The organism is Antarctobacter heliothermus, assembly GCF_900188425.1.
Classification (GTDB): Bacteria; Pseudomonadota; Alphaproteobacteria; order Rhodobacterales; family Rhodobacteraceae; genus Antarctobacter; species Antarctobacter heliothermus.
The window spans coordinates 1-13,685 of the sequence record NZ_FZON01000015.1 but is presented as its reverse complement, the minus strand read 5'-3'; the positions used below and the strand labels follow the sequence as shown (position 1 = coordinate 13,685).

General features: G+C 63.4%; 12 protein-coding genes. 9 read left to right on the top strand and 3 right to left on the bottom strand.

Going from position 1 to position 13,685, the window contains the following annotated elements; genetic code table 11:
• The first annotated feature begins 82 nt into the window (after positions 1–82).
• The 6 genes from CHB90_RS26525 (at position 83) to CHB90_RS09775 (ending at position 6,341) form a co-directional block, all read left to right on the top strand.
• Positions 83–232 (top strand): hypothetical protein, encoded by a 150-nt coding sequence (locus CHB90_RS26525; protein ID WP_170941024.1) that lies wholly within the window; start codon positions 83–85, stop codon positions 230–232.
• Complete coding sequence (locus CHB90_RS09795) at positions 222–1,721, top strand: hypothetical protein (RefSeq protein ID WP_141135843.1); 1,500 nt, start codon at positions 222–224, stop codon at positions 1,719–1,721. The genes CHB90_RS26525 and CHB90_RS09795 overlap by 11 nt, the downstream gene beginning before the upstream one ends.
• Entirely contained in the window at positions 1,718–2,647 is a 930-nt protein-coding gene (locus tag CHB90_RS09790; RefSeq protein ID WP_089277690.1) for a site-specific tyrosine recombinase XerD, read from the top strand. Before CHB90_RS09795 ends, CHB90_RS09790 begins: the two co-directional genes overlap by 4 nt.
• Before the next feature lie 143 nt (positions 2,648–2,790).
• The gene (locus CHB90_RS09785; protein ID WP_089277689.1) at positions 2,791–4,113 is read left to right on the top strand and encodes an HlyC/CorC family transporter; all 1,323 of its coding nucleotides are present in this window, start codon (positions 2,791–2,793) and stop codon (positions 4,111–4,113) included.
• 214 nt (positions 4,114–4,327) lie between these two features.
• Positions 4,328–4,963: a hypothetical protein gene (locus tag CHB90_RS09780; RefSeq protein WP_141135842.1), complete on the top strand. Its 636-nt coding sequence runs from the start codon at positions 4,328–4,330 to the stop codon at positions 4,961–4,963.
• Between the two features lie 16 nt (positions 4,964–4,979).
• Positions 4,980–6,341 carry a hypothetical protein gene (locus tag CHB90_RS09775; protein ID WP_089277687.1) on the top strand — a complete coding sequence of 454 codons (1,362 nt, stop codon included), beginning with the start codon at positions 4,980–4,982 and terminating at the stop codon, positions 6,339–6,341.
• Positions 6,342–6,349: 8 nt separating this feature from the next.
• On the opposite strand, the gene CHB90_RS09770 is transcribed toward CHB90_RS09775, so the two are convergent.
• Complete coding sequence (locus CHB90_RS09770) at positions 6,350–8,770, bottom strand: GcvT family protein (RefSeq protein WP_089277686.1); 2,421 nt, start codon at positions 8,768–8,770, stop codon at positions 6,350–6,352.
• Between the two features lie 168 nt (positions 8,771–8,938).
• Between CHB90_RS09770 and CHB90_RS09765 the strand changes: the two genes are divergently transcribed.
• The 3 genes from CHB90_RS09765 (at position 8,939) to CHB90_RS09755 (ending at position 12,940) form a co-directional block, all read left to right on the top strand.
• Positions 8,939–9,694 (top strand): HpcH/HpaI aldolase family protein, encoded by a 756-nt coding sequence (locus CHB90_RS09765; protein ID WP_170941023.1) that lies wholly within the window; start codon positions 8,939–8,941, stop codon positions 9,692–9,694.
• A 100-nt stretch (positions 9,695–9,794) separates the two neighbouring features.
• Positions 9,795–12,200: a GcvT family protein gene (locus CHB90_RS09760; protein WP_089277685.1), complete on the top strand. Its 2,406-nt coding sequence runs from the start codon at positions 9,795–9,797 to the stop codon at positions 12,198–12,200.
• Between the two features lie 122 nt (positions 12,201–12,322).
• Complete coding sequence (locus tag CHB90_RS09755) at positions 12,323–12,940, top strand: nucleotidyltransferase family protein (protein ID WP_089277684.1); 618 nt, start codon at positions 12,323–12,325, stop codon at positions 12,938–12,940.
• Positions 12,941–12,981: 41 nt separating this feature from the next.
• Here the strand turns inward: CHB90_RS09755 and CHB90_RS09750 are convergent, their stop codons facing one another.
• On the bottom strand, positions 12,982–13,341 hold the full coding sequence (locus CHB90_RS09750; RefSeq protein ID WP_245823218.1) for a response regulator: 360 nt from the start codon (positions 13,339–13,341) through the stop codon (positions 12,982–12,984).
• A 32-nt stretch (positions 13,342–13,373) separates the two neighbouring features.
• A partial coding sequence (locus CHB90_RS09745) for an IS66 family transposase (RefSeq protein ID WP_141135841.1) occupies positions 13,374–13,685 on the bottom strand: 312 nt, incomplete at its 5' end.

Sequence of the window (13,685 nt, the reverse complement as noted above, 5' to 3'; positions counted from 1 at the left end):
CTTAACCTGTTGCGTGAATGACGTGATCGCGACAAAAAGGCTAGGTATAAGTTCAAAAAAGACGAGGCGGGGACAGGACAACATGGGTCGACTGATCAAATGGCTATTCTATCTGCTGGTGCTCGGGTTTCTGGCGCTGGTCGTCTATGCCTATATCGGCCCGATCCTGGGGGCTGATTTCGGACCCGAACAGTTTGAACGCCGCATGCCGGTGCAACTCAATGACAGCTGACCCTTGCAGGGCATTCAAAAGGGCGATTTCGCGGGCGGGCGGGGCGTTTTCCCTCTGCGCTGCCTTGGCGGCGGCAACGGGCCTTTGTGCCCAGGACAACCCGGTCGCACAAGACGCAACCCCGCCCCGGGTCGAGGCGGCGCCGCTGTCCGCGCCCAACCCCGGAGCCGCCGGTCTGCTGGCCCCACGCGTCACCGGCCTTCCGTCAACTCTGTGGTCAGGATCTGATCCGGCCACGCTGGAGGGGTTGATTCACGCGCTGGATCTGCCGGTCCCTGCCCTGCGCGCGCAGATGCGGGTCATGATGCTGGCCGAGGCCGATCCGCCGCTTGGTGACCGGGATCTGGCCCACCTGACCGCGCGACTGACCTGGCTCGAAGAACAGGGCCTGGTGGAAGAGGCGCTGGCCTTGCTGGACATCACCGGGATTCAGGACCCCCATCTGTTCACAATCTGGGCCGACCTGGCATTGCTGCTGGGCCAGGCACAGCCGGTCTGCCGCGCACTGGCCGCGCAACCGCGGCTCAGCAACGATCTCAGCCTGCGGATCTTTTGCGCCGCCCGCAACGGCGATTGGCGCCGCGCCGCGCTGGTCCTGCACAGCGCCCAGACATTGGGCGACATAACCGGCCGCCGCGCCGAACTGCTGACCCGGTTTCTGGACCCGGAGGCCGGCAGCGGTGACCCGCTTTTGCCGCCTGTTCGCCCCACACCGCTGGAATTTCGACTTTTCGAGGCGCTTGGCGAACCGCTGCCCACCGCACCTTTGCCGCTGCACTACGCGGTTCTGGACCTGTCCGGCGACAACGGCTGGCGGGCCCAGATCCAGGCCGCCGAAAGACTGGCCCGCGCGGGCAGCCTTCCGGCCAACCGTCTGCTGGGCATCTACACACTGCGCCAGCCCGCTGCCTCGGGCGGTGTCTGGGACCGGGTCGACGCGCTACAAAACTTTGAGCGCGCGCTGGGGCGCGGTGCCCCGGACACGGTGGCGCAGGAGCTGCAACAGGTCTGGCCGCAGATGGCGTCGGGCCGTTTGCTGGTGCCATTCGCCGAGCTGTACGGTGAACGTCTGGCCCGGCTAAAGCTGGAAGGCCGCGCCGCCGGGATCGCCCGGCGCATCGGCTTTCTGTCGCCGTCCTATGAAAGCCTTGCACTGGGTCTGACGGACGACAGCGCGGAAACACGGTTCCTGTCCGCCATCGCGCAGGGCCAGGCCCCCGCCAACCTGGCCGATCTGCCCCACGCCCAGGCGGTTGCCGACGGGTTTTCCGGTGCCCCGATGCCGCCGGTCCTGCGGGATCAACTGGCCGATGGACGGCTGGGAGAAGTGATCTTGCGGTCGATGGTTCTGTTTGCTTCCGGGTCCGCCGGCAACGGGCAGGATCTGACCGACGCCATCGCCAGCTTTCGCAGCCTCGGGCTGGAGGATCTGGCCCGGCGCGCGGCGCTGGAACTGATGATCCTTGACGCCGAAAGGGCGCGGCGGTGACCCCGGCCCGCTGGGTTCCGCTTTTCCTTGAGGCGTTGGCGGCTGAACGCGGGGCGGCGGCCAACACACTGGCCGCCTACGACCGCGATCTGGCCCACGCGCGGGACTGGTTGCACGACAATGGCAAGGATTTTGACAACGCCGCCGAAGACACAATAGAGGCCTACCTTGTCCATTGTGACAAACAGGGCCTGTCGCGGGCCACCCGCGCGCGGCGGCTGTCGTCGTTGAAACAACTCTTTCGATTTGCCTTTGAAGAGGGTCTGCGCACCGACAACCCCGCCTTGCAGATCGCCGGACCGGGCCGCGACAAACGCCTGCCCAAGACGCTGTCAGTACAGGAGGTCGACCGCCTGCTGACCGCTGCCGAGGCGCATGGCCGGACCGAGAGCGACCGCACCCGCAACGCCTGCCTGATGCAATTGCTCTACGCCACCGGGATGCGGGTCACGGAACTGGTCTCCTTGCCCGTCGCCGCCGCGCGTGGCGATCCGCGTATGCTGCTGATCCGGGGCAAGGGCGGCAAGGAACGCATGGTGCCGCTATCGCCCCCCGCGCGCGAAGCTTTGGCGCTTTGGTTGCAAACCCGCAACTCGCAGGACGACACCGCGCACGCCGAAGGCAAGCCACACTCACCGCACCTCTTTCCGTCACGCGGCAAGGCCGGGCATCTGACCCGACATGCCTTTTACATGCTGATCAAGGAGTTCGCGGTTGAGGCCGGCGTTTCACCGGACAAGGTCACGCCACACACCCTGCGGCACGCCTTTGCCACACACCTGCTGGCAAACGGGGCCGATCTGCGCGCGATCCAGACCCTGCTTGGCCACGCCGATGTTGCCACGACGGAAATCTATACCCATGTGCTCGAAGAACGGCTGCGCGATCTGGTTCTCGAACACCATCCCCTTGCCAAAGATGCCTGAGCCTTGCGGCCGGGGACGGTGTGCGGGGCAATGTTGCGGCCGCAGGCCGTGACGCGCGCCGATCACCGCCCCTCCTCGAAACGCCCCCCTTGAATGCGCTCTCCAGCCCCCCCATAACCAGGCAAACCCAAAGGACCGCCCCCATGGATGCCACGCCAGAAACCCTTGACGCCGCCTTCTGGATCACTGCCGCCTCGATCATCGGCCTGATCATGCTCTCGGCCTTTTTCTCGGGCTCTGAAACCGCGCTCACCGCCGCATCGCGTGGCAAATTGCGCGCAGCCGCCGACAAGGGATCGACTGGCGCCGAAAGGGCGCTGACCATCACCGAGGACAATGAACGCCTGATCGGCTCTGTCCTGCTGGGCAACAACCTGGTGAATATCCTGGCCACCGCACTGGCCACGATGATCTTTACCCAGGCTCTGGGCGAAAGCGGCGTGGTCTATGCCACCGCTGTCATGACCCTTGTGGTGCTGATCTTTGCCGAGGTGCTGCCGAAAACCTACGCCATCACCAACCCCGAAACCGCCGCCGCGCGCGTGTCCGCGCCAATTGCGGGGGTGATCTGGCTGTTTGCGCCGATGGTCTCGGCGGTGCGCGTGCTGGTGCGTGCGCTTTTGCGCATTGTCGGCGTCAAGACCGACCCGGACGACCATATTCTCGCGGTGCGGGAGGAAATCGCCGGGGCCTTGCATCTGGGCCATTCCGAAGGTGTCGTCGAAAAGGAAGACCGCGACCGCATCCTTGGCGCGCTTGATCTTAGCGACCGGACGGTCGAAGAGATCATGCTGCACCGCTCCAAGATCGAGATGCTGGACGCCAATGCACGCCCGCAGGAGGTCCTGCAACAATGCCTTGAAAGCAGCCACACCCGCCTGCCCGTCTTCCGCGACGATCCCGAGAACATCCTTGGTGTGATACACGCCAAAGACTTGCTGCGCGCCATGTACCGGCTGGTGGATGAGGATCAGACGATGGCGGGCGCCCTTGCCGATTTCAAGGTGACGGATGTGGCGATGAAACCCTATTTCGTGCCCGACACCACCTCTCTGGACGAACAGATGCGCCAGTTCCTGCGCAGGCGGACGCATTTTGCGCTGGTGGTCGATGAATACGGCGCCTTGCAGGGGCTGATCACGCTGGAGGACATCCTTGAGGAAATCGTCGGAGAGATCACCGATGAATTCGACCCGGACGCGGATCACCCGATCAGCAAGGCCGAGGATGGCCACTATTGGATCGACGGCCAGATGACGATCCGCGATTTCAACCGGGCAACGGACTGGAACTTGCCTGACGATGAGGCCAACACCGTTGCGGGCCTTGTGATCCATGAGGCGCAAATGATCCCGACCATGGGACAAGTGTTCAGCTTTCACGGCTTCCGGTTCGAGGTCATGGCGCGCGAACACAACCGGATCACCCGGCTCAAGGTGCGCCCGCTGGCACCCGAGGTCGGCTGACGCCCCGGAACTGCACGCGGCCGCCTGCGGCGCGTGGAGAAATCAAAGACCCATCAATGCACTTGCCTCCGGCGCAAGACGGTACAGCGTGATCTGCGCCTGTATTCCTTCGCGTGCGGTTGATCTCTCTCAATGCCGCCGCGCTGTGCCCTGCTAGCCTGATGACCATTCCGACATCAGACAACCGTCGGGCCAAGAGAGGGTGAAAGCCGCCATGAGAGGATTGTGCACCTTGGGTCTTGCGGCGTGTATCGCGCTTGGCGGGGCAGGTCATGCCCGGACACAGACCGATCCCCCGCCCCTTCGACTGGCGCAGGGGTTTGACATCAACGAATTGCTGAAGGGCGGTGCGCCACCCGAGGCGACCGCGCCAGACCTGCCGATGCGCGGCCTGACCGCGTCCCCCGAAGCGGCGGTTGAGACGACAGTCGACGCGCTGCCCCCCGTCGCACCCTTTCCGCCCTCCGCGCTGGCCGGGCGCTGGACCGGGGTCGGATCGGCCTGCGATGACCGGCAATTGGAATTTCAGCAATCCGGCGACAGATACACCGCCGAAAGCACCCGGGTTGATCCGGTGGACGGCTACCAAGTCACAACCCTTTTCGATGCCACACCGGGTCCGGCCCTGCCCGGCGCGGCCCACCCAGACGACCCGAGCCGTTTTTTCTCTTACGCGCGCCAATTTCCGGCCCGGGTGACCCGTCGCGATGGATCGGGCGCGGTGGTCGATCTGGTTGAGGACATCGCCGTCACGCTGCTGGTTTCGCGGGACACCGATACCCTGACCCTGCGGATCGTGGAGCCGGTCACAGAGTGCCGGTTTGCCCGCCCCGCCGATCCAGTGAACTGAGATGAGAGGGCATCACATGACGCACCGATTTTTCTGGTCCTTGCTGACATGTCTTCTGCTGGCGGCGCCGGGTAGCGCCGATACCGCGCAGGAGATCGAACAAACTATCGCGCGCCTGCGTCAGGACATCAAACAGACCGAGTCGGAGATTTTTGAAAAGGAGGTGGAGAAGAAGGACATCCACTCTTTTCAACTTCGCATCTGGGCCGACTGGATTCAGCCTTGGCAGGAGAATGAACGCAAGATCGGCGCTTTGCGGGCCGAGGTGGAGGCGCTGAAACGCATGGGGGCTTTCAACCAGAATTCGCAAAGGCTGAACGACGACATGCGCGCGCTCTTGGCCGAACGCGCCCGCCTGTCGGGGCTGGACGGCGGACAGGTCGACGATTGCGCGCCGCCCTGCACCACGATCAAGACGCTGTTTGCCTATTACGACACGCGCGAACAGCGGCGGGTGGGTCTGGTCAAGGATCTGACGGACCTGCGGCAGACCCGTGACCGGCTTTATCGCGGACTGGAAACCGCGCGCAAGGATCAGGCGGCCAGCCGCGCGGCGCGGGACGTGGCGTTGCGTCTGCAACGCGACAAGATACAGGCCGAGCGGGACCGCTATGCGGCGATGCTGAAAGATGCGGACACCTACCTGTTGCCAAATCTGGACGGTGGACCGCCCCGGGTTCTGATCAGAAAGGACCTGAATGTTGAGGTCACTCTGGCCATCTTCGAGGCCGGCGCGGCGGGCGATTTCAACAGCCCGGAATTCCGCGTGCAGATCGCGACCATCGTGCGCGGCATCCTGCGGCAATCGCAAGAGATGCGCGACCGGATCGGCGACTACATAACGCTGCTGAACGACCAGATCGCTGCGCTGGATCAGCGGTTGGACGGTGGCGCGACCGCCCCCGGTCCGGCGGGCTCATGCCCCGCCCGCAACCCCGACCCGACCGGGCAGGCCCTGAGTTTCCGTATCCCGCCGGGGGACGACGCCACATATGTCGCCTGCGCCTATTTCGCCGATCCGGCGGGCGGCACGGCCCCGGGGCCGATCAAATCCCGCATCCAGTTTAAGGACGGCAAGGAGACCGGCGTCTCGGCCTATTTCACGCTCGACGGCGGGCATCATCTGGACCACATCCACAACGTCCATGCAGCGCGGCAGAGCGGTTCGAAATGCACCTATCACTCGGCCAGCGCGATCCGCGAATACCGGCTGTTCGGCGACGACGGGACAGAGATGGTGGTGTTCTGCGAACCCGACGGCACGGTGGGGCAATGCGATTACATCACCCACGACGGGCGTGCCCGCCGGTGCAGCGCCGACTGCACCGACAAATGCGCGGACTTGCGCCACAGAATCGGATGGCCGGGGATGCAGTAGCGCACGGCTCAGGCGCGCAGGCGTTTGCCCTCGGGGTCAAACGGCGGCTCCGCGAGGATCACCGCTCCGTGGGGTTTGCCCAGCACCATGACCTCGACCCGGTCTCCCGGCCCCGCCAAACCCGCCTTGACGTAGCCAAGCGCAAGGCTGCGGCCCACCGAATACCCATAGCCGCCGGAGGTGACACGCCCGACGCCCTGCCCGTCGCGGAAAATCGGCTCTCCGCCGCTGGCGTCGGCGTTGGAGGCGCTGACCACATCCTCGTCCAGCGCCAGAATCACCAGCGTCTCGCGTGCCGGTTTGTCGATCACGTCCTGCAGCGCCGCTTTGTTCAGGAAATCCTTGTCGAGCTTGCACAACCGCGCCAGCCCGACCTCTTGCGGCCAGTATTCCGGTGAATATTCACGGCTCCACGAGCCATAGCCCTTTTCGATGCGCAGGCTCATCAGGGCGCGGCTGCCCACCGGGCCGATCTCCATGCCCCGCCCTTCTTCCAATAACGCCTGATACAGCCGCGCCTGATCCTTTGTCGCGCAGTGCAACTCCCACCCCAGATCGCCGGTGAACGACACCCGCAACGCCAGCACCTGCACACCGGCCATGTCAATCCAGCGCGACGCCATAAAGGGGAAATCCACGGTCGCAAGCGACGCGTTGGTCAGCCGCCCCAGCATCTCGCGCGCCCGCGGTCCGGCCACGTTGAAGCCGCACATCGCCTCTGTCATCGAGGTGAACTCGGTCCCCTCGGGCAAGGGAACCTCGCGGAAAAAGCGCAGATGATAGCGTTCGGCCATGCCAGAGCCGATCACCCAGAACTCCTGATCTCCCAGCCGCGTGACGGTGAAATCGCCCGCGATGCCACCGCGCTTGCCAATCAGCGGAGTCAGGCAGGACCGGCCCACCTTGCGCGGCATGCGGTTGGCGAAGACAGCGTTCAGCCAGTCCTCGGCCCCCGCCCCGGTCACGCGGTATTTGGCAAAGTTCGATATATCGATGATGCCGCCGGTCTCGCGTAGGGCGCGCGCCTCACGGCCCACGCTTGCCCACCAGCCCTGCCGAGTAAACCCTGGCGTATCGGGCTGATCCGCGTCGAAATAGGCTGGGTGTTCCCAGCCGTAGTTCAGGCCGAACTTTGCGCCCATCTCCTGTTGTGTCTCATACACCGGGCGCGTCCGGACGGGGCGCCCGGCCTCGCGTTCCTCGCCGGGGAAATGGATCGCGAAGCGGTGGGCGTACTGGTTCTTGACCCGCGCCTTGGTGAACGCCGCATCCGCCCAGTCGCCAAAGCGTGCCATGTCCCAAGGGAACATGTCGTACTGCATCTCTCCCTCGACGATCCACTGCGCCGCCATCAGACCCATGCCGCCGGATTGCGAGAACCCCGGGATGATCCCGTTGCAGCAGAAATAGCCCGTCAGTTCCGGCACCGGCCCCAACAACACATTGGCATCCGGCGACCAGATCATCGGCCCGTTAATCACCCGTTTGATCCCCGCCGACCCGACCAACGGCACCCGGTCAATGGCGCGCATCATGTTGTCCTCGATCCGGTCAAGATCGTCTGCAAACAACTCATGCGCAAAGTCCAGTGGCGTGCCCTCTTCGGCCCACAGCCGCACGTCCCGCTCATAGGCGCCGATCAGCAGGCCCTTGCCCTCTTGCCGCAGGTAGTATTCGCCGTCGCGGTCCGCGACCGAGGGCAACCGCCGGTCCATCGCGGCGATTTCCGCGATGGTCTCGGTCACGAAATACTGATGCTCGGTCGGTTGCAGCGGCAGCTTCAGCCCGGCCAAGGCCGCCACCTCTCGCCCCCAGAGACCGGCGGCGTTGATCACCCAAGGCGTGTGAATATCACCCTTCGGCGTGCGCACGATCCATGTGCTGTCCGGTTGCGGTTCCGTCGCCGTCACGGGGGTAAAGCGGTGGATCTCGGCCCCCCGCTGCCGCGCCCCCGCCGCATAGGCCGCCGTCACGCCAGAGGGATCGACGTTGCCGCCATCGGGTTCGAACATGATGCAGCGGATGCCGGTGAAATCGACCAGCGGATGCAGGCGCTCTGCCTCATCCACGCTGACCTCGTGGAAATTCATCCCGTAGAGCCTGGCCTTGGCCGCCTGAAGGCGCAGCTGGTGTTCGCGCGCCTCGGTCTGCGCAAGATACAAGGATCCAGCCTGGAACACCCCGCAGCTTTGCCCGGTCTCGGCCTCCAGATCCTTGTACAGGGTCATGGTATAGTGCTGAAGACGCGAGATATTGGTGCTGTCGTGCAGCCCGTGAATGTTCGCCGCCGCGTGCCAGGTGGACCCTGATGTCAGCTCATCCCGCTCCAGCAGGACACAGTCTGTCCAGCCCAGCTTGGTCAGGTGATACAGGATCGAACACCCGATGACGCCGCCCCCGATGACGACGGCCTGAGCATGGCTGCGCATGACAAATCTCCCTTGGATGCCTTGTGCCCGAACGATGCGACGCCGCCGTGCGGCTTTGTTGCCGGAATCCGACATCCGGCGTCGCGGCTGCACAAGGCACCAAAGGCATTGGTTCAATGGCGGAACTGCCTTAGCCTGCGGCACCCACGCAACAAGAGGACACGCCCGATGCCCAGCCTCAAGGCCAAACTGCAAGACCCCGCGCGCCGGTTGACCTCGGTCGTCTGCACGATCCCCTCGGCCACGGTGCCACAAGCCATCGCGGCGTCCGGCGTGGATTGCGTGCTGATCGATCTGGAACACGGGGCGGTCGATTATGGATCGGCCCACGCGATGATCGCGGCCACTGCCGGAACCGACTGCGCGCCCATCGTCCGCATCCCCGAAAACACCGATGCCCATGTGAAACGGGCGCTGGATCTGGGCGCAGAGGGCATCTGCTTTCCGCTGATCCGCGACGTGCAGGACGCCGAATGGGCGGTCAGATCGCTGCGTTATCCCCCCGATGGCACCCGTGGGTTCGGCCCCTTTATCGCGCAGTCGCGTTGGGCGACGGACATACCCGGCTATGCGCGCGACGTGGCCCCCCAAATGGTTTGCATGCCGCTGATCGAAACCGTCGAAGCGGTCGACAATATCGAGACCATCTGCGCTGTGGACGGGCTGGACGTTCTGATTGTCGCCGGGTTCGACCTGTCGACGGCACTGGGAATATCGGGCCAATTCAACCATCCCGACTACAAGGCAGCCGTCACACGCATAGAAACGGCTGCCGCAGCGGCAAGTGTGCCGCTGGGGACCATTGCAATGACCAAGGCGCAGGCCGACGCCGCCTTTGCACAGGGCTACCGGATCCTCGCCGGGTTCGATCTGTTGTGGATTCGGGCGCGCGCCGCAGAATTGGCGGGCTGGGCGCAGGGCTGACCCCTCCAGCGTCCGTTTTCGACATCACCCGTCGCGGACGGTCTTGCGCGCGGCGGCACGCCCTGCCACCGCTAGGGCAAGCAGACTCCGGGAGACGGTCATGAAAACCACCACGCGCGTTGTTGTCATCGGGGGCGGCGTTGTCGGCTGCTCTGTACTGTATCATCTGACCAAACTGGGGTGGTCCGATGTCATGCTGCTGGAACGGTCCGAACTGACCTCTGGATCGACCTGGCACGCAGCGGGAGGGTTTCACACCCTGAACGGCGACACCAACATGGCCGCGCTGCAAGGCTATACCATCCGGCTGTACCGCGAACTGGAAGAATTGACCGGCATGTCCTGCGGGTTGCACCACGTCGGCGGCGTGACATTGGCTGACAACAAGGACCGTTTTGACATGCTGTTGGCGGAACGCGCCAAGCATCGCTACATGGGGCTGGAAACGGCGATCGTCACCCCAGAGGAAATCGCCCAGATTGCACCGATCGTGAACACCCAAGGCATTCTTGGCGGGCTGTATGACCCTCTCGACGGGCACCTTGATCCCTCGGGCACGACCCATGCCTATGCCAAGGCCGCGCGCATGGGCGGTGCGAAAATTTGTCTGCATACCAAAGTGTTGGAAACCACTCTTCGGCCAGATGGCACCTGGGATGTGGTGACAGACAAGGGCACGATCCACACCGAACATGTGGTCAATGCCGCCGGTCTTTGGGCGCGTGAGGTCGGCGCGCTGGCGGGTGTCTACCTGCCGTTGCACCCGATGGAACACCAGTATCTGGTGACCGAGGAAACCCCCGAGATCTTTGAGCGCGACAGCGAACACCCGCATGTCATGGATCCGGCCGGCGAAAGCTATCTGCGGCAAGAGGGGCGCGGGCTGTGCATTGGTTTCTACGAACAACCTTGCCGCCCCTGGGCGGTCGATGGCACGCCTTGGGAGTTTGGCCATGAACTCTTGCCGAATGACTTTGACAAGATCGAGCAAAGCATTGAATTCGCATATAAAAGATTCCCCGTTCTGGAACGTGCCGGGGTAAAATCGGTAATCCACGGGCCGTTTACCTTTGCGCCCGATGGCAACCCGCTGGTCGGCCCGATCCCCGGCTTGCGTGGCTATTGGTCCGCCTGCGGTGTCATGGCCGGGTTCAGCCAAGGCGGCGGCGTCGGTCTGATGCTGGCGCAATGGATGGTTGAGGGCGAGTGTGAACGCGACACCGGCGCGATGGACGTGGCGCGCTTTGGCGACTGGATATCGTCCGGCTACACCCTGCCGAAAGTCATTGAAAACTATCAGAAACGTTTTTCTGTCTCATATCCGAACGAGGAACTGCCCGCGGCCCGGCCCAATCGCACCACGCCGATGTACGACATCTTTGACAGCATGGGTGCGGTCTGGGGCGCGCAATACGGGCTTGAGGTGGTGAACTACTTTGCGACCAGCGATGAGCCGCGCTACGAAACGCCCTCTTTCCGCCGCTCCAATGCCTGGGAGGCCACGGCGCGTGAGGTCCGCGCGGTGCGTGAGGCGGCGGGCATCAACGAGGTTCACAATTTTGGCAAGTACCGGGTGACCGGCCCGAATGCCCGCGCCTGGCTGGATCGGATCATGGCCGGGCGAATCCCCAAGGTTGGTCGCCTTGCCCTGACGCCGATGCTGTCGCCCGCAGGACGTATCATCGGGGATTTCACTGTCAGTTGTCTGGCAGACACCGAGTTCCAGCTGACCGCCTCTTACGGCGCACAGGCCTATCACTTGCGCTGGTTCCTGCAACATCAAGAAGATGGCGTAAGCATCGAAAATATCAGTGATAAACTGAACGGCTTCCAGATCGCCGGCCCGCGTGCACGCGACATCCTGCAGGCCTGCACGCGTTCTGACCTGTCCGACATGCGGTTCATGGATGCGCGGCGCATGGTGGTTGGCATGACCGATTGCCTGGTGCAGCGCGTCTCTTACACCGGCGACCTTGGGTTTGAGATCTACTGCGATCCGATGGCCCAACGACAACTGTGGTCAACACTTTGGGCGGCGGGGGTACCGTTTGGCATGCAACCTTTCGGGATGCGGGCGATGATGTCGTTGCGACTGGACAAGGTCTTTGGGTCCTGGGGCCGTGAGTACTCACCGGACTACACATGCGCAGAGACCGGGCTGGACCGCTTCATCATGTGGACAAAAGGCGATTTCATCGGGCGTGCCGCAGCCGAGGCAGAGCGCGCTGCACCGCCGCAACGGATGTCTGTGGCCTTTGAGGTGGATGCGTTGGACGCGGACGTCAACGCCTTTGAACCGGTCTGGATCGACGGCGAGGTTCAGGGGTTCTGCACCTCAGGCGGGTTTTCCCACTTTGCGCAAAAATCGATAGCTATCGCACTGATACCACGGGAAAAAGCCGCCCAAGGACTGCACGTCGAGATTGAGATCCTCGGTCAGATGCGGCCCGCCCGACTGATCGCCGAACCGCTGTTTGACAAGGATGGCGCGCGGATGCGTGGGTGAATGCCGCGTGCGCAGTGCGGCACCGCAGCATATAGCGATCCCGAAGGCCCGCGACACAAAAAGTTGCGGATGTGACACAACATGCGCCACAATCTTGCGCTACCTGTGGTAGTGTCTGGTTCATGCTGAATATTGCGATTCTCATCCCCGCCGCAGGCGCGTCGTCACGAATGCGCGGTCTGGACAAATTGACCGAAAACATCGACGGCCTGCCGCTCTTGCGGCGGCAGGCTTTGCGCGCGCAGGCCACGGGCGCCCATGTGGCTGTCACCCTGCCTGGCTGGGATCACCCGCGCGCCAAGACCCTGCAAGGGCTGCCGGTGCAGGTAATCGAGGTGCCGGATTCAGATCTGGGCATGTCCGCATCCATTCGCCGCGGCGTGGGTTTCCTCCCGCGGAACATCAAAGCGGTTGTCATCCTTCCTGCGGACATGCCGGAGATAGAAACCGAGGATATTCAGAAACTTATCCAGAGCTTTCAATCCAGCCCCTTCCCGATGTTGCACCAGGCGACGTCCGAGGATGGCACACCGGGCCACCCGGTACTTTTCCCCGAGGATTGTTTCATGGCTTTGCAAACCCTGACCGGAGACCAAGGCGCGCGGGAAATTCTAAGGATGAATGCGCATCGCGTGCGTCAGGTTACCTTGTCCGGTCGACGCGCCTTGACCGATCTGGACACGCCAGAGGCGTGGAACGCATGGCGTCTGGCCAACGAAGATCACTGCTTGACCGGATAAATGTCGCAGATACAGCCGGTTGCAAGGCGAAGCTTGTGCGATCAGTGGATCTGCACATGTTTCTGCATGACGCGCCGTACAGCGGCGCCGACAAATTCACGTTTTGACCAGACCTCACAGACCTTTGCGGCCTGTGCCTTGGCGTACATGAACGGTGAAGGAAAATCGCTGACGATGATCACCGGCACTTGGCTGAGGGCCTTGTCCGCCTTCATTTCCGTCAGAAAGTCCACGCCCATCCCGTCCGGCAAGGCGTTGTCGAGGAACAGGATCGATACATTTTCCGACCGAAGACGCGCCCGCGCCTCACCCAGGTTGCGGGCAACAATCAGCGGCATCTCAGGGCAATGTTTTGCCATCACCCGGCGCATCATGCGCCTGTCAAATTCAACGTCGTCCACAATCAAGCGTAAGCATCCGGCGAGGGACGCGGTCACGCGGCCTTGACAGCTTTCTGCTCGGCCTTCCAGTTCCATGGGAGCAATTCAGGCAAGCGTGACACGGTGATGTCTGGCAAGCGCGCCAGGACATCTGCCATCCAGGCTTGCGGGTCGATGTCGTTCGTCTTGCAGCTGACAATCAGGGTATACATGAAGGCCGCCCTTTCGCCGCCGCGCTCTGATCCGGCAAAAAGCCACGACTTTCTTCCCAATGCGATCCCTCTGAGGGCGCGTTCGGCGGCATTGTTGGTCAGGCAGATGCGCCCATCCTCCAGGAAAGCGGTGAAGGCATCCCATCGGTCGCT